Source organism: Streptomyces sp. NRRL B-24484, from assembly GCF_000717715.1.
Classification (GTDB): domain Bacteria; phylum Actinomycetota; class Actinomycetes; order Streptomycetales; family Streptomycetaceae; genus Kitasatospora.
The window spans coordinates 380,531-393,008 of record NZ_JOAI01000005.1 but is presented as its reverse complement, the minus strand read 5'-3'; the positions used below and the strand labels follow the sequence as shown (position 1 = coordinate 393,008).

Genomic DNA, 12,478 nt, shown 5'->3' with positions numbered 1-12,478 from the left:
CGGCTCCAGCGACACCCGGCCCCCTCGATCGACGAACAGGCCGATCATGGCAGCCAGGACCATCCGCCATCACCGGTTTGCGGATTTCCCAACGGAGTCCTGAACGGGGCGGGACGGTGGCCGGAGGGGCTCAGACGTCGGCGCCGATCCGGGCCGCCAGGTGCCCGGGCAGCGGGTACGGGGTCTCGGCCGGGATCAGTGCGTCGGCGAGGTCGGTGCGGCCGTCGCGGACCAGGGCCCGGGCCTCGTGCGCCAGCGCGGTCACATCGGTGATCCCCAGGATCCAGTCGTCGACGTAGCCGGTCACCGCCCGTCCGGACAGGCCGAGTTGCAGGGCGCGGTGCTCCAGTGCGCCGAGCCGGGTGGAGCGCTCCGGGTCCCACTGCACCCGCACGGGGCTGGCCGCCAGCTCCGTGCGCCACTCCTCCGCCGTGGCGTGGCAGCGCCGGTCGTGGTGGCTGGGGCAGGCCAGCGCGAGGGCCTGCTCGAAGCCGTCCCGCCCGATCCGGACGGCCAGCACCCGCTCCTGGCCCGGCCTTGACGCCCAGCCCGAGCGGTACATCATCCAGCGGAACGAGGGCTTGATCCAGGTCATCCGGCCGCGCTTGAACGGCGGCACGAAGGTGCCCGCAGCCAGCGCCGCCTCCGCTATCTCCGCCGGGTACGCCTGGTAGACGGTCAGGCCCAGGTCGTCGTGGACGGCCCGGACGGCGCGGAACGGCTGATCGGTCACTCGGGCTCCAGGGCTGTGCGCGGACGTCCCGCGGAGCCTATGCGCGGCACCCCGGGCGGTCATCCCGATTTCGGCCGGTCCGCGGCGGCCGGCCGATCCCGCCGGCCGGGTGGCTGCCCGCCGCGCACCACCAGCCGGCCGTGCCGGACTGCCGGACGGCGTGCAGGCCGAGGCCGTGCTCGGGGCAGAGCGGCAGGACCCGGCGGTCGCGCTCCATCAGGCTCTCCTGGACGTGCGCGGCGACGGCCGCCACCGCCGTGGCCGGGTCGCCGCCGGCGGAGACGGGCAGACCGCCGCCGTGCAGCCAACCGCCGGCGAGGACCACGCCCGCGGAGGGCGGGTACCAGCCGTCCCGGACGACCAGGCGGCCCCGGGCGCGGGAAGGTCCTGCAGGACGGTGTCCAGTGCCCGGCGCAGGGTCTCCAGCTGCTCCGGGACGAGGTCGAAGCCGGGCTCGAACCCCGCCTCGGCGAGCAGCCCTGCGGCGAGGCCGGGGAGTTCGGCCGGCGGGACGTCGGCCGGCCGGCGTTCCACCGCCTCGCGGACCGCCGGGCCGTCGTGGCCGAGGTCCAGCAGCGCACAGCCGAGCGCGGCCGCGTCGGCCGCCGTCAACGGGCCCTCGCCGCGCAGCCCGCGGTGCAGCCGGACGCAGAGCGCCTCCGGCGGATCGTCCACGGGGTCGCCTGGGGGTTGTCCGGGGACGCTCAGCGGGCCGGTGCCCAGTGGGCCGGGCGGTCCAGGCCGGCCGGCAGCCGGGTCGCGGCGTCGCCGCGGGCGGCGTTGACCTGCGACTGGGTGAGGAAGACCGCGCCGGTGAGGTCGGCCCCGCTCAGGTCGGCGTCCCGCAGGTCGGCTCCGATGAGGTCGGCGCTGCGAAGGTCGGCCCGGCCGAGGTCGGCGGCGATCAGCAGCGCGCCGCGCAGGTTGGCGCCGCGCAGGTTCGCGCCCCTGAGCCGGGCGCCCATCAGGTCCGCGCCGCGGTGGTTGCGGGTGCGGCCGGGCACGCCGGCCCGGACGAGCTCGCCGACCCGCAGCAGCAGGGTGTTGACCTCCTGGCGGAGGGCGGGGACGTCCAGCGCGGTGATCTCCTCGGCGGTGCCGAGGGTGAGCCGCTCGGTGGCGTCGAAGGCGCGCTGCAGCTCGGGGTGGACCGGGCGGGCGGCGGGCAGGGCGAGGCCCTCGGCGAGGTAGTGCAGCAGCTCCTGCAGCTGCCGCAGCACGGGGAACACGGCGAACATCCGCCGGGCCGATCCCGGGTCCTGCCGCCAGTCCTCGCCGCCGAAGGTGATCTGCGAGACCTTCTGGCCCGCGCCGAAGCACTCGAAGACGGTGCAGCCGCGGTAGCCCTCCTCGCGCAACCGGGTGTGGATGCCGCAGCGGAAGTCGGCCCGCAGGTTGGTGCAGGGCGTGCCGGCGTCCTTGGTGGCGGCGAAGTCCGAGGAGGCGGCGAACGGCAGCGCGACGCAGCACAGGCCGAAGCAGCGCGAGCAGTCGGACCGCAGGTCGGGGCGGTCCGGGGCGGGCGCGGGGGAGGGTTTCCGGCTGGCCAACGTGCGTCGTCTCCTCGGTGCGGACGTGCTCGGTACGTGCACATTCTCGCCGAAGGACGGGGGCGGGCTCGAACCGGTTCCCCGCCGCGGGTCGGTTTCCCGCCGCGGGCGTCACTCCTCGTCGAGGAGGACCTGGAGCTGCTTGAGCTTGCCGGTGGTGGAGACGACGGCGGTGACGGGCTGCTTCCCGACCACCCCCGCCCGGCGTGCGGCGTGGACGAACTTCTCCAGTTCGTCGAAGGTCAGGTTCTTCGAGGCCCCGCTGAACTTCAAGGGAACTGTCATACCGTCATTGTGCGCGGGCCGGGGCGCGGGCGGCCGGTGGCCGAAGCGCGTGTCGGGCACGCGGGTTGGGTGCGGACGCCGGCTTCACTCCCCGTACAGGGCCGCGAGCCGGGGCAGGCGCCGGGCGGTCTCCGCCGCGTCGTCGAAGTCCCAGTCGAAGGCGATCTCCGGACAGGCGATCGTGTAGCAGTCGCCGGACATCTGCTCGCCGGTGGCGGCGAGATGGGCGTCCCAGGCCAGGCCGAGCGCCCGCTCGCAGTCCAGCTCCTCGCGGTTCGCGGCCGCTTCGCGGACGGACGGCAGTTCGGCGAGGGTGTCCGGCGCGGCGACGGCCCGCTCGAACACCTCGCGGCCCTGCACGATCAGCCAGCCGCGGAAGTAGTCGAAGGCGTCGTCCGAGCAGCCGCCGTTGATCAGGTACGCGGCACCCCAGAGGTCACCGCGGTACGACTCCGCCATCAGGTCCCACAGCAACTGCTGTGCGGCGAGGATCTCCTGGCGCGGCCGGACGGCGAGCAGGGCGGTGGCCCGCCCGACGACGGCCTCGGCGTCCTCCGGGCCCGGCCGGCGGGCTGCTTCGATCACGTCCCAGAACTGCTGCTTGTCCATGCCCCGGAGCATGCCGTACCGCTCTGACAGGCCGGCCCGCCCCGGTGCCGTCAGCCGGCCGCCAGTGCGGCGGCGATCAGGGCGGCCGTCTCCGCGGCGTGCGCCTCGTCGCGGTAGCGCGTCCGCGGCCAGAAGAAGCCGCGCAGGCCGTCCTTGGGATTGCGCGGCACCACGTGGACGTGCAGGTGCGGCACCGACTGGCTGACCCGGTTGTTCGCGGCGACGAAGCTGCCGGCCGCCGCCATCGCCGACTCGACGGCCGCGGCGATCCGCTGCACGCGGGCGAAGTACGGCCCGATCTCCTCCGGTGCCAGGTCGGTCAGGGTCGGTACGTGCCGCCGCGGCACGACCAGGACATGGCCGGGGAACAGCGGACGGTGGTCCAGGAAGGCGACCGCGGCCTCGTCCTCGAACACCCGGTGGGTGTCCGCCCCGCCCGCCACGACCTCGCAGAAGATGCAGCTCATGCCGGTGATTGAAGGGCATCCGGCAGCCGGGCGGCGGCAGGGTCGACGGCGTGTCGCATCCGGTCGTACGCCGGGTCGACCGTCCCGAACAGGCGGTCCCACACGGTGGTGTAGAAACCGAAGTTCACACCCGGGTCGAGGTGGTGGCCGATGTGGAACATCGGCAGCGCCACCCAGCGGAACACCGGCCACCGCCGGACCCGGGCCGGCAGCGGCTCCACCCCGAGGTGGCCGAGCAGCCCGAACACCAGGTTCAGCAGCACGAACCCGCCCAGCGCGAGCGCCGACAGCTCCCACACCGTCAGGATCGCCAGCCAGGCGCCGCCGAAGCCCAACGCCTCCAGCGGGTGCAGGACGAACAGCGTCGACGGCCGCGGATCCGGGTAGCGGTGGTGGAGCTCGTGGGCCAGCCGGTACAGCCGGCGGCGGTGCGCGATCCAGTGCGCCGCGTACGCCAGGACGTCCATGACCAGCGTGAACGCCAGGAGTTCGAGCAGCACCCGCGGACCGGTCGAGGCCGAGAGGGTCACCAGGCCCGCCTTCCACAGCGCCCACCCGGCCACCCCCACACCGCTGTTGATCAGCAGGGCGACCACCGTGAGGGCGACCTCCGCCCCGGTCACCGGGCCGGGCGGCGGGGCCACCCGGCGGTCCCCGTAGCGCCGCACCAGCACCCGCCCGGCGGCCACCGCCGAGACGAACAGCACCGCGTTGAGCAGCAGCGCCCCCGCCACCACCTCGCCCGCACCCAGCCGGGCGGCCCACCCCAGGAATCCGTCCACCGCCCCAGCCTGCCACGGGGGCCCGACGCGCGGGAGCCTGTGAGCGGCGGTCACAGGATGATCGCCTGTCTGGTTGCCGCCGAGGCACCGGCACACGATGGCCCGGCCGAGATCCGTCGTCCGTGTGCCCGTGAAGGGCCTCCCGAAGGGGTGTGAGGGCCGTGACCAGTGTGTCCGCGTCGCCGCCGAGTGCCGAGCCCGCGGCGCAGCCGTTCGACCGGCTGCGCTACGCCGGGGTGTTCCTGCTGCTGTTCCTGTTCGGCACCGAGACCTTCCTGGTCTCGCCGCTGCTGCCGACGATCGCCGACTCGATCCGCGTCAGCGAGGCCGCCGCGGCCTCCGGCGTCACCGCGTACGTGCTGGTGTACGCCGTGGCCGCCCCCTTCCTCGGGCTGCTCAGCGACCGGTTCGGACGGCGGCGCACGCTCGTCGCCGGAACACTGCTCTTCGTCCTGTCCAACGCCGCGGCGGCGCTCTCCACCGGGCTGACCCCGCTGGTCCTCTCCCGGGCGGTCGCCGGACTGGCCGCCGCCGCGGCCGGACCGGCGATCTGGGCGCACATCGCGGAGACCGCACCGGACGCCGTCCGCGGCCGCGCGCTCGGCCTCGGCATGGCCCTGTTCTCCGCCGGCCAGGTCGTCGGGGTGCCGCTCGGCGGCTTCCTCGCCGGGCTGGCCGGGTGGCGCTCCGCGTTCTGGGCGCTCGCCGTCGGGACGGCCGCCGCCGTGCCGCTGCTGCTGAAGCAGGTCCCGGCGGGCGGGAGCGCGGCGCCGGCGGACGGGCGCGGCAGTGCGGTACGGGCCGTGCTCGCGGGCTGGGCCGATCCGGCGCTGCGGCGCGCACTGCTGGTCAACACCGTCTTCCACGCGGCGAACCTGGGTGCGTACACGTTCCTGGGAGCGGTCCTGGTGCAGCGGTTCGACCTGTCGGTGGAGGCGCTCGGACTGGTCGGTGTGCTGGTCGGCGCCGGCAGCGTCGTCGGATCGCTGCTCGGCGGGCGGCTCGGCGACCGGGCGCGGGCCGCCGGACGGGACGGCGTGCCGCTGCTGCCGCTGTGGGCGCTGCTGCTGGCCGCCGGCATCGGGCTGGCGGTCGGCGGACCGGGGATCGTCCTCGCGCTCCTCGGGGTGACGGTGTGGTTCCTCGCCTCGGGCGGCTTCGTGACCGACCAGCAGACACTGGCGGGGACGGTGGCCCCGGAACTGCGGGCCACCTCCAGTGCCTGGCTGACCTCGACGATGTACGCGGGGACGGGCGTCGGGGCCTGGGCGGTGGGGGCCTTCGCGGACGTCGCGGTGGGGACGGCCGTGGTGGGGATCGGGCTGGCCCTGGCGGCGGCGGTGGGGGCGCGGGTGCTGCGGGCGCGGTAGCGGGGCGGACCCGTCCGGCGGGCCCGCCGCATCCGGATCGCGCAGTTCTCCCGAGCCCCCGGGGGTGCCCCGCCTATCCCGCGCTGCGGAGGGGGTGGGTGGTGAGGGCGGTCATGCGGGCGCGGGCGGTGGGGTCGGCGGGGGTGAAGAGGAGGACGAGGGCGGTCGGGTCGTCGACCGGGTGGAAGGAGGAGAGGGTCAGCCGGATCGGGCCGATCCCGGCCGGTTCGACGGTGACCGTGCGGGCCGTGAGCTCCGCCACGGAGTGGCATCCCCACCAGTGGCGGAGCTCCGGCGCGTCGGTGTCCAGATGGCGGTAGACCTCGTCGGTGCGGGGGTCGGAGAGGGCGGGGCCGGCCTGGGCGCGGAAGTGCTGGAAGACGTTCATGGCGAGCGGCTCCCAGTCGTGCAGGACGCCGCGCAGCCGCCCGTCGGCCGCCATCAGCCACATGAGGTTGCGGCGGTCGGCGGGAACGGCCTCGGGCGGGCCCCAGAGTGCGGACCAGGCGGCGTTCCAGCCGAGCAGGTCGAAGTGGCGGTCGAGCAGGGCGGCGGGGCTGGCCGGCCAGGAGTCGAGGACGGGCCGGACGGCCGCGGCGAGCCCGTCCCGGTCGGCGGCGTCGGCCGGTGCGGGCGACTCGTGGTAGCCGGCGAGGCGCATCGCGTGGCGCAGCCCGGCGGCGTCGAGGCGCAGGGCACGGGCGACCGCCTCCAGGACCTGCCGGGAGGCGGTGACCCGGCCCTGTTCCAGCCAGGTGTACCAGGCGAGGCCGACGCCGGAGAGCGAGGCGACCTCCTCGCGGCGCAGCCCGGGGGTGCGGCGGCGGGCGGTCGCGGTGAGGCCGACGTCGGCGGGCTTGAGGAGCTCGCGGTGGGCGCGGAGGAAGGCGCCGAGTTCCTGGCTCGCGGCGGGAGTTGACACGGATGGCTCCTCGGGCGGAGGCGGTGCGGTCGGGTCCGGGGCAGGTGCCGCCGGCCGGCCGCCGCGGGAGGTGCGGCGGTCGGCCGGCGGCGCGGTGACGGTCCGTCAGCGGGTGGTGAGCTCCCACAGCCGGACGGGCATGCGGCTGACGTGGCCGCGTTCGCCCTGGCGTTGCCGGGCGGCCTCGCCGACGGCCCGGAAGAAGTCGGCGCGGCGTTCGGCGGGGACGAGGCGGCTGTAGTAGTCGCCGAAGGTGGCGGCGTGGAAGTGCGCGTACTGCTCGGCGCTCTCCACGGTGACCACGGCGTCGCGCTCCTGGTGGCCGGCGACGGCGAGGTGCGGACGCAGGACGGCGGCCAGGTCGTCGACGGTGCGGGTGCGGGTGGCGATCGGCAGCACGCCGGCGCGGGCGAACAGCGCCGGCACGTCGGCGCGCGGCGTGCCGAGGGCGGTGAGCGCCTCCCGGACGATCTCGTCCTCGCCGCCGAGGCCGTGCTCGTCCCGGGCGGGGTGGTAGGTGGTGAGCAGGAACCGTCCGCCCGGGGCGAGACGGCCGGACACCCAGGCGAAGATCCGTTCCTCGTGCGGGAAGAGCCAGTGCAGGACGGAGGTCATGGTGACGGCGTCCGGGCGCAGCGGCAGCGGTTCGGGGTCGGTGAGGTCGGCCCGGTGCAGGACGGTTCGGGCGCCGTACGGGCGCAGCCGCTCCGCGGCCTCGGCGATCCGGTGCTCGGACCGCTCCAGGCCGGCGGCGAGGCGTATCGACGGGAAGCGTTCGAGGGCGGCCTGCAGCAGTTGGCCGATGCCGCTGCCGAGGTCGACCAGGATCTGCGGCTCCGCGGGGAGCCGTTCGAGCACCCAGTCGCGGTCGTGGACCTGGCGGAGCCGGCTGGCGTCGGCGTACCCGGCGAGGGTGCGGGACTGGATCTCGGTGGCGGACGCGGTCACGGGCGGGCCTCCTGGGGCCGGTCGACGAGCTGCAGCAGCCGCGCGCGGGCGGCGCTCTGGTCGTAGCGCTTGAACAGGTTGATCCGGTTGCGGGCGAGGTCGCCGCGGTGCACGTACTCGTAGAGGTCCTGGCGCTGGCCGAAGCCGTCGCCGGTGAGCTCCCAGGCGAGCCGGAACAGGCGGGACTTGCGCTCGGCGTCGATGCCGCGGCCGCGCATGTAGCGGTCGAGGTGCGGGCGCAGCCGGGGGTTGGCGAGGTCGCCGGCGGTGGGCTGCATCAGCAGGCCGGAGGCGCCGATCCGGCGGACGATCGCGACCGCGTCGGCCGCGACCTCGGCGGACCACACCCGGGAGGCGGCGGTGTCGCCCGGCGCGAACAGGCCGCCGTCGGTGACCTTGCCGCGGGCCTCGGCGGCGTCCAGGAAGTACTCGGTGAGCTCGGCGTACCCGGCGAGCCGGCCGAGGTCCTCCTGGACGTTGCGGAAGCCGTCCACGCCGATCGACTCGGCGACCAGGGTCGCGGTGGCGAGCAGGACGCGCAGCCGCTCCCGGTAGCGGACGTGGCCGACGTAGGCGCTCCAGGCGTTGATCCGGCCGAGTCCGACCCGGGCGAGGTCGGCGTCGCGGAGCAGCAGCACCCGCTCCCAGGGGACGAGCACGTCGTCGAAGAAGAGCATGGCGTCCTGCTCGTCGTACCGGGCGCCGAGCGGGTGGGCGTGCCCCCAGGGGGCGCTGCCGAGCGGCTCCCGGGCGAGGGTGACCAGGCCCGGGGTGTCGAGCGGCAGCGCGAACCAGACCACGAACTGCTCGCCGCGGCGCTGCGCGAACGAGGCCGACAGGTAGACCAGCACCTCGTGGGCGAGCGGTGCCAGGGTGGTGAGCTGCTTGGCGCCGCGCACCACGATGCCGCGCTCGGTCTCCTCCAGGACGCGCAGCGCCAGGTCGGGCTCGTCCACCGGGTCGGCGGAGCGGTCGATCTGCGGGTCGCCGAGGGCGTGCGACAGGACGAGGTCGTTGGTGGCGCAGTGCCGGTACCAGGCCTCGGCGTTGGCGCCGAACCGCGGGTCGTTGCCGGCCAGCCGGTGCCGGAAGTCGTAGACGCCGACGGCGATCGAGGCCATGAAGGCGGGGGAGCGGCCCTGCTGGCCGAGGGCCTCGGCGTGCCAGAACTCGGCGCTGCGCCGCTGGACGCGCAACTCCTCGACCGTGCGGGGCGGCTGGTAGGCGCGGGCGAGCCGCAGGCCGGTCTCCGGGTCCTTCCAGGTCAGCAGCTCGCGGTGCTCGGGCTCGTGCTGCAGGTCGATCAGCCGGGCGAGTTCGTCGGCGGCGGGCCGGAAGGCGGGGTGCTCGGCGGGATTGCCGATCCGCTTGCCGTCCAGGTAGAGCTCGCGCCCGTCGTCAAGCTCGGCCCGGTACCGGTCGCCGGTGAGCAGGCCCCGCGCGGCGGCGGGGGTGTCGAGCAGGGTCATGCGCCAACTCCAGGTGAGTGGTGGGCTAGTGAGCGGAACCGGCCGTCGTGGTAGAGCAGCGGCTCGCCGGGCGAGGCGTCCGCGGCGGCGACCCGGCCGACCAGGACGGCGTGGTCGCCGCCGGGCAGGACGCCGTGCAGCCGGCAGTCGAACCAGGCGAGGGCGGCCTCCAGCACCGGCGCGCCGGTGGCCTCGGCGCGCATCGGAACGGCGGTGAAGGTGCCGAGCGCCCGGCCCGCACCGGGCGTGGCGAACCGCCGTGCCACCCCGTGCTGGCGCTCCGTCAGGACCGAGACGGCGAAACGGCCGCTGCCGCGGACCGCGGACACCAGCGGGCTGTGCCGGGCGACGGCCACGCTGACCAGCAGCGGCTCCAGCGAGAGGGTGCAGAACGAGGAGACGGTCTTGGCGAACACCTCCTCGCCGGCGCGGGTGGTGAGCACGGCGACGCCGGTGCTCCAGTGCCGGGCGGCAGCCCGGAAGGCGTCCTCCGGTGCCGGCGCGGGGCGGGCGGGGGCGCTCATCGCAGCCCCACCCGGTAGGCGCGCAGCCACTCGTCGACCTGGACGAGGTGGTCCAGGCCGCCGACCGGGTTCGGCGCCGTCCGGGGGCTCGGCAGCGGCCGGCCCCCGGCGAGGAGCCGGCGGACCGTCCCCCTGTCGACCAGGTCGAACACCGGGGCGTTCGGGTCGGCGAGCAGTTCCCGCGCCCGATCGGTGAGCACCTCGGTGTAGCGGACGGCCGGCGTGGACGGGTAGCCGCTCTTCGGCCGCTCGGCGACCTGCGGCGGCAGCAGGTCCCGGACGGCGTCGCGCAGCAGCCCCTTGGACCGGCCACCGGACGCCTTGAGGGCCCACGGCACGTTCCACAGGTACTCGACCAGCCGGTGGTCGCAGAACGGCACCCGCACCTCCAGCCCGACGGACATCGAGACCCGGTCGACCCGGTCCAGCAGCGGCGGCAGCCAACGGGTCAGCGCCAGGTGGAACACCTCGCGCACCCGCGCGTCCGCCGCCGGCTCGCCGTCCAGCCGCGGCACCTCGGCGAGCGAGCGGCGGTACGCCTCCGCGGTGTACTCCTCGGGCCGGACGGCCGCGCGCACCTCGGGGCGCAGCAGCGCGGCCGGGGTGGTGCGGCCGTGCAGCCACGGGAAGGTGCCGGAGGCGAGCGCGGCCGGATCGTGGAAGTACGGGTAGCCGCCGAAGATCTCGTCCGCGGCCTCGCCGGAGAGCGCCACCGTGGAGCGGCGGCGCACCTCGCGGAAGAGCAGGTGCAGCGAGGCGTCCATCTCGCCCCAGCCGGGCCGGTCGCGGGCGCGCAGCACGGCGTCCCGGGCGTCCAACAGGTCGTCGTCGGGGACGAGGACGGCGGTGTGCAGGGTGCCGATGTGCTCGGCGGCGGCCTGCACGTACGGGGCGTCCGGGGTGGTCCGCCAGGCGTCGGGCGTCCGGTCGGCGCTACCGGGGAAGTCCACCGAGAAGCTGGTGATCTTGCCCTGGCCGGACCGCTCCCGGGCGGCCGCAGCCAGCGCCGTGATCGCGCTGGAGTCGACCCCGCCGGAGAGCAGCGTGCAGAGCGGGACGTCGCTGATCAACTGGCGCTCCACCGCGTCGGCGAGCAGCCCCCGGACGCGCTCCCGGGTGGCCACCCCGCCGTCCCGGTGCGGCCGGGACTCCAAGGCCCACCAGCGCAGTTCGCGGGTGGAGTGCCGGGTGACGGCCACCAGGTGGCCGGGCCGGACCTCGTGCAGCCCGCGGAACAGTCCGTGCCCGGGGGTCGGCGCGGCGGGCAGCGCGAACAGCTCGGCGATCCCCCCGGCGTCCAGCTCGGCGGGCAGCAGTGGGTTGGCGAGCAGCGCCTTCGGCTCGGAGCCGAACAGCACGCCCGTGCGGTGCGCGTGCCAGTACAGCGGCTTGATGCCCAGGTGGTCGCGGACGAGCAGCAGCTCCTCGGCGCGGGCGTCCCACAGGGCGTACGCGAAGATCCCGTTGAAGCGGCGCGGCGCCTCGCGGCCCCAGTGCAGGTGGGCGCGGAGCACCACCTCGGTGTCCGAGCGGGTGCGGAACACGTGCCCCAGGGACTCGAGTTCGCGACGGAGCTCGTGGTGGTTGTACAGCTCGCCGTTGTAGCCGAGCACCGCGCCGGGCGGTTCGGCGTCCGCCTGCGGCTGGGCTCCGCCGTCCAGGTCGATCACCGACAGCCGGCGGTGGCCGATCGCGGCGTGCCGGGACAGCCAGACGCCGTCCGCGTCCGGGCCGCGGCAGGCGAGGGTGGCGGTCATCTCCCGCAGCAGGTGCCCCTGGTGGCGCAGGTCGGTCTCCCAGTCGACCCAGCCGGTGACTCCGCACATCAGGACTCCCGGGGTTCGTCGTCGGTGGTGGTGGCGGGCTCGGGCCGGGCGGCCTCCCAGTGGCAGCCGTGGCCGGTGGGGCCGCTGCGCAGCCGGTGCGCGGGCCGGAATCCCTTGGCGCGGATGTTCGCGGACAGTGCCTCCGTGCAGTACGTGCACGGGGACGCGAGGGTCAGCCGGACGCCGCTGCGGCGGGCCTTCTCCCGGTAGTCCCAGATCGCGCAGTGCGTGATGGTGAGCACCGCACGGTCCGCGGACGGCGGCTGCTCGTCGTCGAACTCGTAGTCGGAACCGTAGAGTTCGGCCTGTCGGGCGATCCGGTGGATCGGGTCGGCGGCGCCCCGGCCGAGGTCCGGCTCGACCTCCCGGTGCACCTCGGCGTTGGACCGCGCCCACTCCGCCAGCACCTGCTCGCCGTACCGGGCGACCAGGAAGCGTTCCATCAGGGCCTGGCCGCGGAAGAACACCCGCTGCCACTCGGTGGCCGGCGCGGTCGCCGGATCGGGCAGGTCGGCGAAGATCTCCGCCTGCAGGGCGAACCAGTCGGCCAGTTGCACCTCGTCGCCGCGCGAGACCAGGTAGCGGGTGAGGCCGGCCTCGGCCTCGTGCAGGCGCCGCCGCCACAGGGCCGAACGGTCCGCGTCCGGCATCGACCGGTACGGGGAACGCTGCGGTTCGGGGCGGGCGGCACCGCGGCCGGCGGGAAGCACGGCGGTGCCGGCGGGCAGGTGGGGCGGCACCGGGCCGGCCCGGTCGCCGGTGTGTGCGATGGTGCCGTCGGACGCGTCGCCCATCGGGCTCTCCCTTCGGCTGGACGTGGTGCGGCCACGCTACGAATCGCCGACGGTCCGTCAGAAGCCCCGAACGGAGCCTCCCCGGGCGACGATCGGCGCCACCGATTGCTCCGAAGGTCGCCTTCTGCGCAGAGGGTCAGCAACCGTAGGGGCGCATGGGGGCACCTCCCGACCGAAGGCCGGGAGGTGCCCCCGGCGC

15 protein-coding genes are annotated in these 12,478 nt (G+C 75.5%); 1 reads left to right on the top strand and 14 read right to left on the bottom strand.

All coding sequences use genetic code 11. The features are described 5' to 3' along the window. Nucleotides 1-130 precede the first annotated feature (130 nt). The 8 genes from IE98_RS0107395 to IE98_RS0107360 all read right to left on the bottom strand — a co-directional run bounded on the left by IE98_RS0107395 (nt 131) and on the right by IE98_RS0107360 (nt 4,426). Nucleotides 131-733: a DUF4291 domain-containing protein gene (locus tag IE98_RS0107395; RefSeq protein WP_030266106.1), complete on the bottom strand. Its 603-nt coding sequence runs from the start codon at nt 731-733 to the stop codon at nt 131-133. Nucleotides 734-770: 37 nt separating this feature from the next. Then, nucleotides 771-950: a hypothetical protein gene (locus IE98_RS0107390; protein ID WP_030266103.1), complete on the bottom strand. Its 180-nt coding sequence runs from the start codon at nt 948-950 to the stop codon at nt 771-773. Beyond that, nucleotides 950-1,408, bottom strand: coding sequence for a hypothetical protein (locus IE98_RS0107385; protein WP_030266100.1), 459 nt, complete (start codon nt 1,406-1,408; stop codon nt 950-952). Before IE98_RS0107385 ends, IE98_RS0107390 begins: the two co-directional genes overlap by 1 nt. Nucleotides 1,409-1,437: 29 nt before the next feature. Next, nucleotides 1,438-2,283: a pentapeptide repeat-containing protein gene (locus tag IE98_RS0107380; RefSeq protein ID WP_052390237.1), complete on the bottom strand. Its 846-nt coding sequence runs from the start codon at nt 2,281-2,283 to the stop codon at nt 1,438-1,440. Between the two features lie 111 nt (nt 2,284-2,394). Then, nucleotides 2,395-2,568, bottom strand: a complete 174-nt coding sequence (locus tag IE98_RS50020; RefSeq protein WP_199922877.1) for a hypothetical protein — start codon at nt 2,566-2,568, stop codon at nt 2,395-2,397. Nucleotides 2,569-2,652: 84 nt separating this feature from the next. Next, nucleotides 2,653-3,177 (bottom strand): DUF4240 domain-containing protein, encoded by a 525-nt coding sequence (locus tag IE98_RS0107370; RefSeq protein ID WP_030266094.1) that lies wholly within the window; start codon nt 3,175-3,177, stop codon nt 2,653-2,655. A gap of 50 nt (nt 3,178-3,227) precedes the next feature. Further along, nucleotides 3,228-3,644, bottom strand: coding sequence for an HIT family protein (locus IE98_RS0107365; RefSeq protein ID WP_030266090.1), 417 nt, complete (start codon nt 3,642-3,644; stop codon nt 3,228-3,230). Continuing rightward, nucleotides 3,641-4,426 carry a sterol desaturase family protein gene (locus tag IE98_RS0107360; protein ID WP_052390236.1) on the bottom strand — a complete coding sequence of 262 codons (786 nt, stop codon included), beginning with the start codon at nt 4,424-4,426 and terminating at the stop codon, nt 3,641-3,643. The genes IE98_RS0107365 and IE98_RS0107360 overlap by 4 nt, the downstream gene beginning before the upstream one ends. Nucleotides 4,427-4,587: 161 nt before the next feature. On the opposite strand from IE98_RS0107360, the gene IE98_RS0107355 reads away from it, so the two are divergent. Continuing rightward, nucleotides 4,588-5,796, top strand: a complete 1,209-nt coding sequence (locus tag IE98_RS0107355; RefSeq protein ID WP_159400846.1) for an MFS transporter — start codon at nt 4,588-4,590, stop codon at nt 5,794-5,796. A 73-nt stretch (nt 5,797-5,869) separates the two neighbouring features. Here IE98_RS0107355 and IE98_RS42140 read toward each other — a convergent pair whose 3' ends face one another. The 6 genes from IE98_RS42140 to IE98_RS0107325 all read right to left on the bottom strand — a co-directional run bounded on the left by IE98_RS42140 (nt 5,870) and on the right by IE98_RS0107325 (nt 12,279). Then, on the bottom strand, nt 5,870-6,718 hold the full coding sequence (locus IE98_RS42140) for a helix-turn-helix domain-containing protein (protein WP_052390234.1): 849 nt from the start codon (nt 6,716-6,718) through the stop codon (nt 5,870-5,872). Between the two features lie 105 nt (nt 6,719-6,823). After that, a complete protein-coding gene (locus tag IE98_RS0107345) occupies nt 6,824-7,666 on the bottom strand; it encodes a class I SAM-dependent methyltransferase (protein WP_030266076.1) in 843 nt (280 codons plus the stop codon). Beyond that, nucleotides 7,663-9,135, bottom strand: a complete 1,473-nt coding sequence (locus IE98_RS0107340; protein ID WP_030266072.1) for a 4-hydroxyphenylacetate 3-hydroxylase family protein — start codon at nt 9,133-9,135, stop codon at nt 7,663-7,665. The genes IE98_RS0107345 and IE98_RS0107340 overlap by 4 nt, the downstream gene beginning before the upstream one ends. Further along, the gene (locus IE98_RS0107335; RefSeq protein WP_052390233.1) at nt 9,132-9,659 is read right to left on the bottom strand and encodes a flavin reductase family protein; all 528 of its coding nucleotides are present in this window, start codon (nt 9,657-9,659) and stop codon (nt 9,132-9,134) included. Before IE98_RS0107335 ends, IE98_RS0107340 begins: the two co-directional genes overlap by 4 nt. Then, nucleotides 9,656-11,485 (bottom strand): asparagine synthase (glutamine-hydrolyzing), encoded by a 1,830-nt coding sequence (gene asnB, locus IE98_RS0107330; RefSeq protein WP_030266065.1) that lies wholly within the window; start codon nt 11,483-11,485, stop codon nt 9,656-9,658. The genes IE98_RS0107335 and asnB overlap by 4 nt, the downstream gene beginning before the upstream one ends. Continuing rightward, complete coding sequence (locus IE98_RS0107325) at nt 11,485-12,279, bottom strand: hypothetical protein (RefSeq protein ID WP_052390232.1); 795 nt, start codon at nt 12,277-12,279, stop codon at nt 11,485-11,487. The genes asnB and IE98_RS0107325 overlap by 1 nt, the downstream gene beginning before the upstream one ends. Between the last annotated feature and the right edge of the window lie 199 nt (nt 12,280-12,478).

Excerpts from the sequence above, each read along its gene's own strand:
- IE98_RS0107365 (WP_030266090.1), bottom strand. The coding sequence starts at position 3,644 with ATGAGCTGCATCTTCTGCGAGGTCGTGGCGGGCGGGGCGGACACCCAC.
- IE98_RS50020 (WP_199922877.1), bottom strand. The coding sequence starts at position 2,568 with ATGACAGTTCCCTTGAAGTTCAGCGGGGCCTCGAAGAACCTGACCTTC.
- IE98_RS0107340 (WP_030266072.1), bottom strand. The coding sequence starts at position 9,135 with ATGACCCTGCTCGACACCCCCGCCGCCGCGCGGGGCCTGCTCACCGGC.
- IE98_RS0107335 (WP_052390233.1), bottom strand. The coding sequence starts at position 9,659 with ATGAGCGCCCCCGCCCGCCCCGCGCCGGCACCGGAGGACGCCTTCCGG.
- IE98_RS0107325 (WP_052390232.1), bottom strand. The coding sequence starts at position 12,279 with ATGGGCGACGCGTCCGACGGCACCATCGCACACACCGGCGACCGGGCC.
- asnB (WP_030266065.1), bottom strand. The coding sequence starts at position 11,485 with ATGTGCGGAGTCACCGGCTGGGTCGACTGGGAGACCGACCTGCGCCAC.
- IE98_RS0107370 (WP_030266094.1), bottom strand. The coding sequence starts at position 3,177 with ATGGACAAGCAGCAGTTCTGGGACGTGATCGAAGCAGCCCGCCGGCCG.
- IE98_RS0107390 (WP_030266103.1), bottom strand. The coding sequence starts at position 950 with ATGGAGCGCGACCGCCGGGTCCTGCCGCTCTGCCCCGAGCACGGCCTC.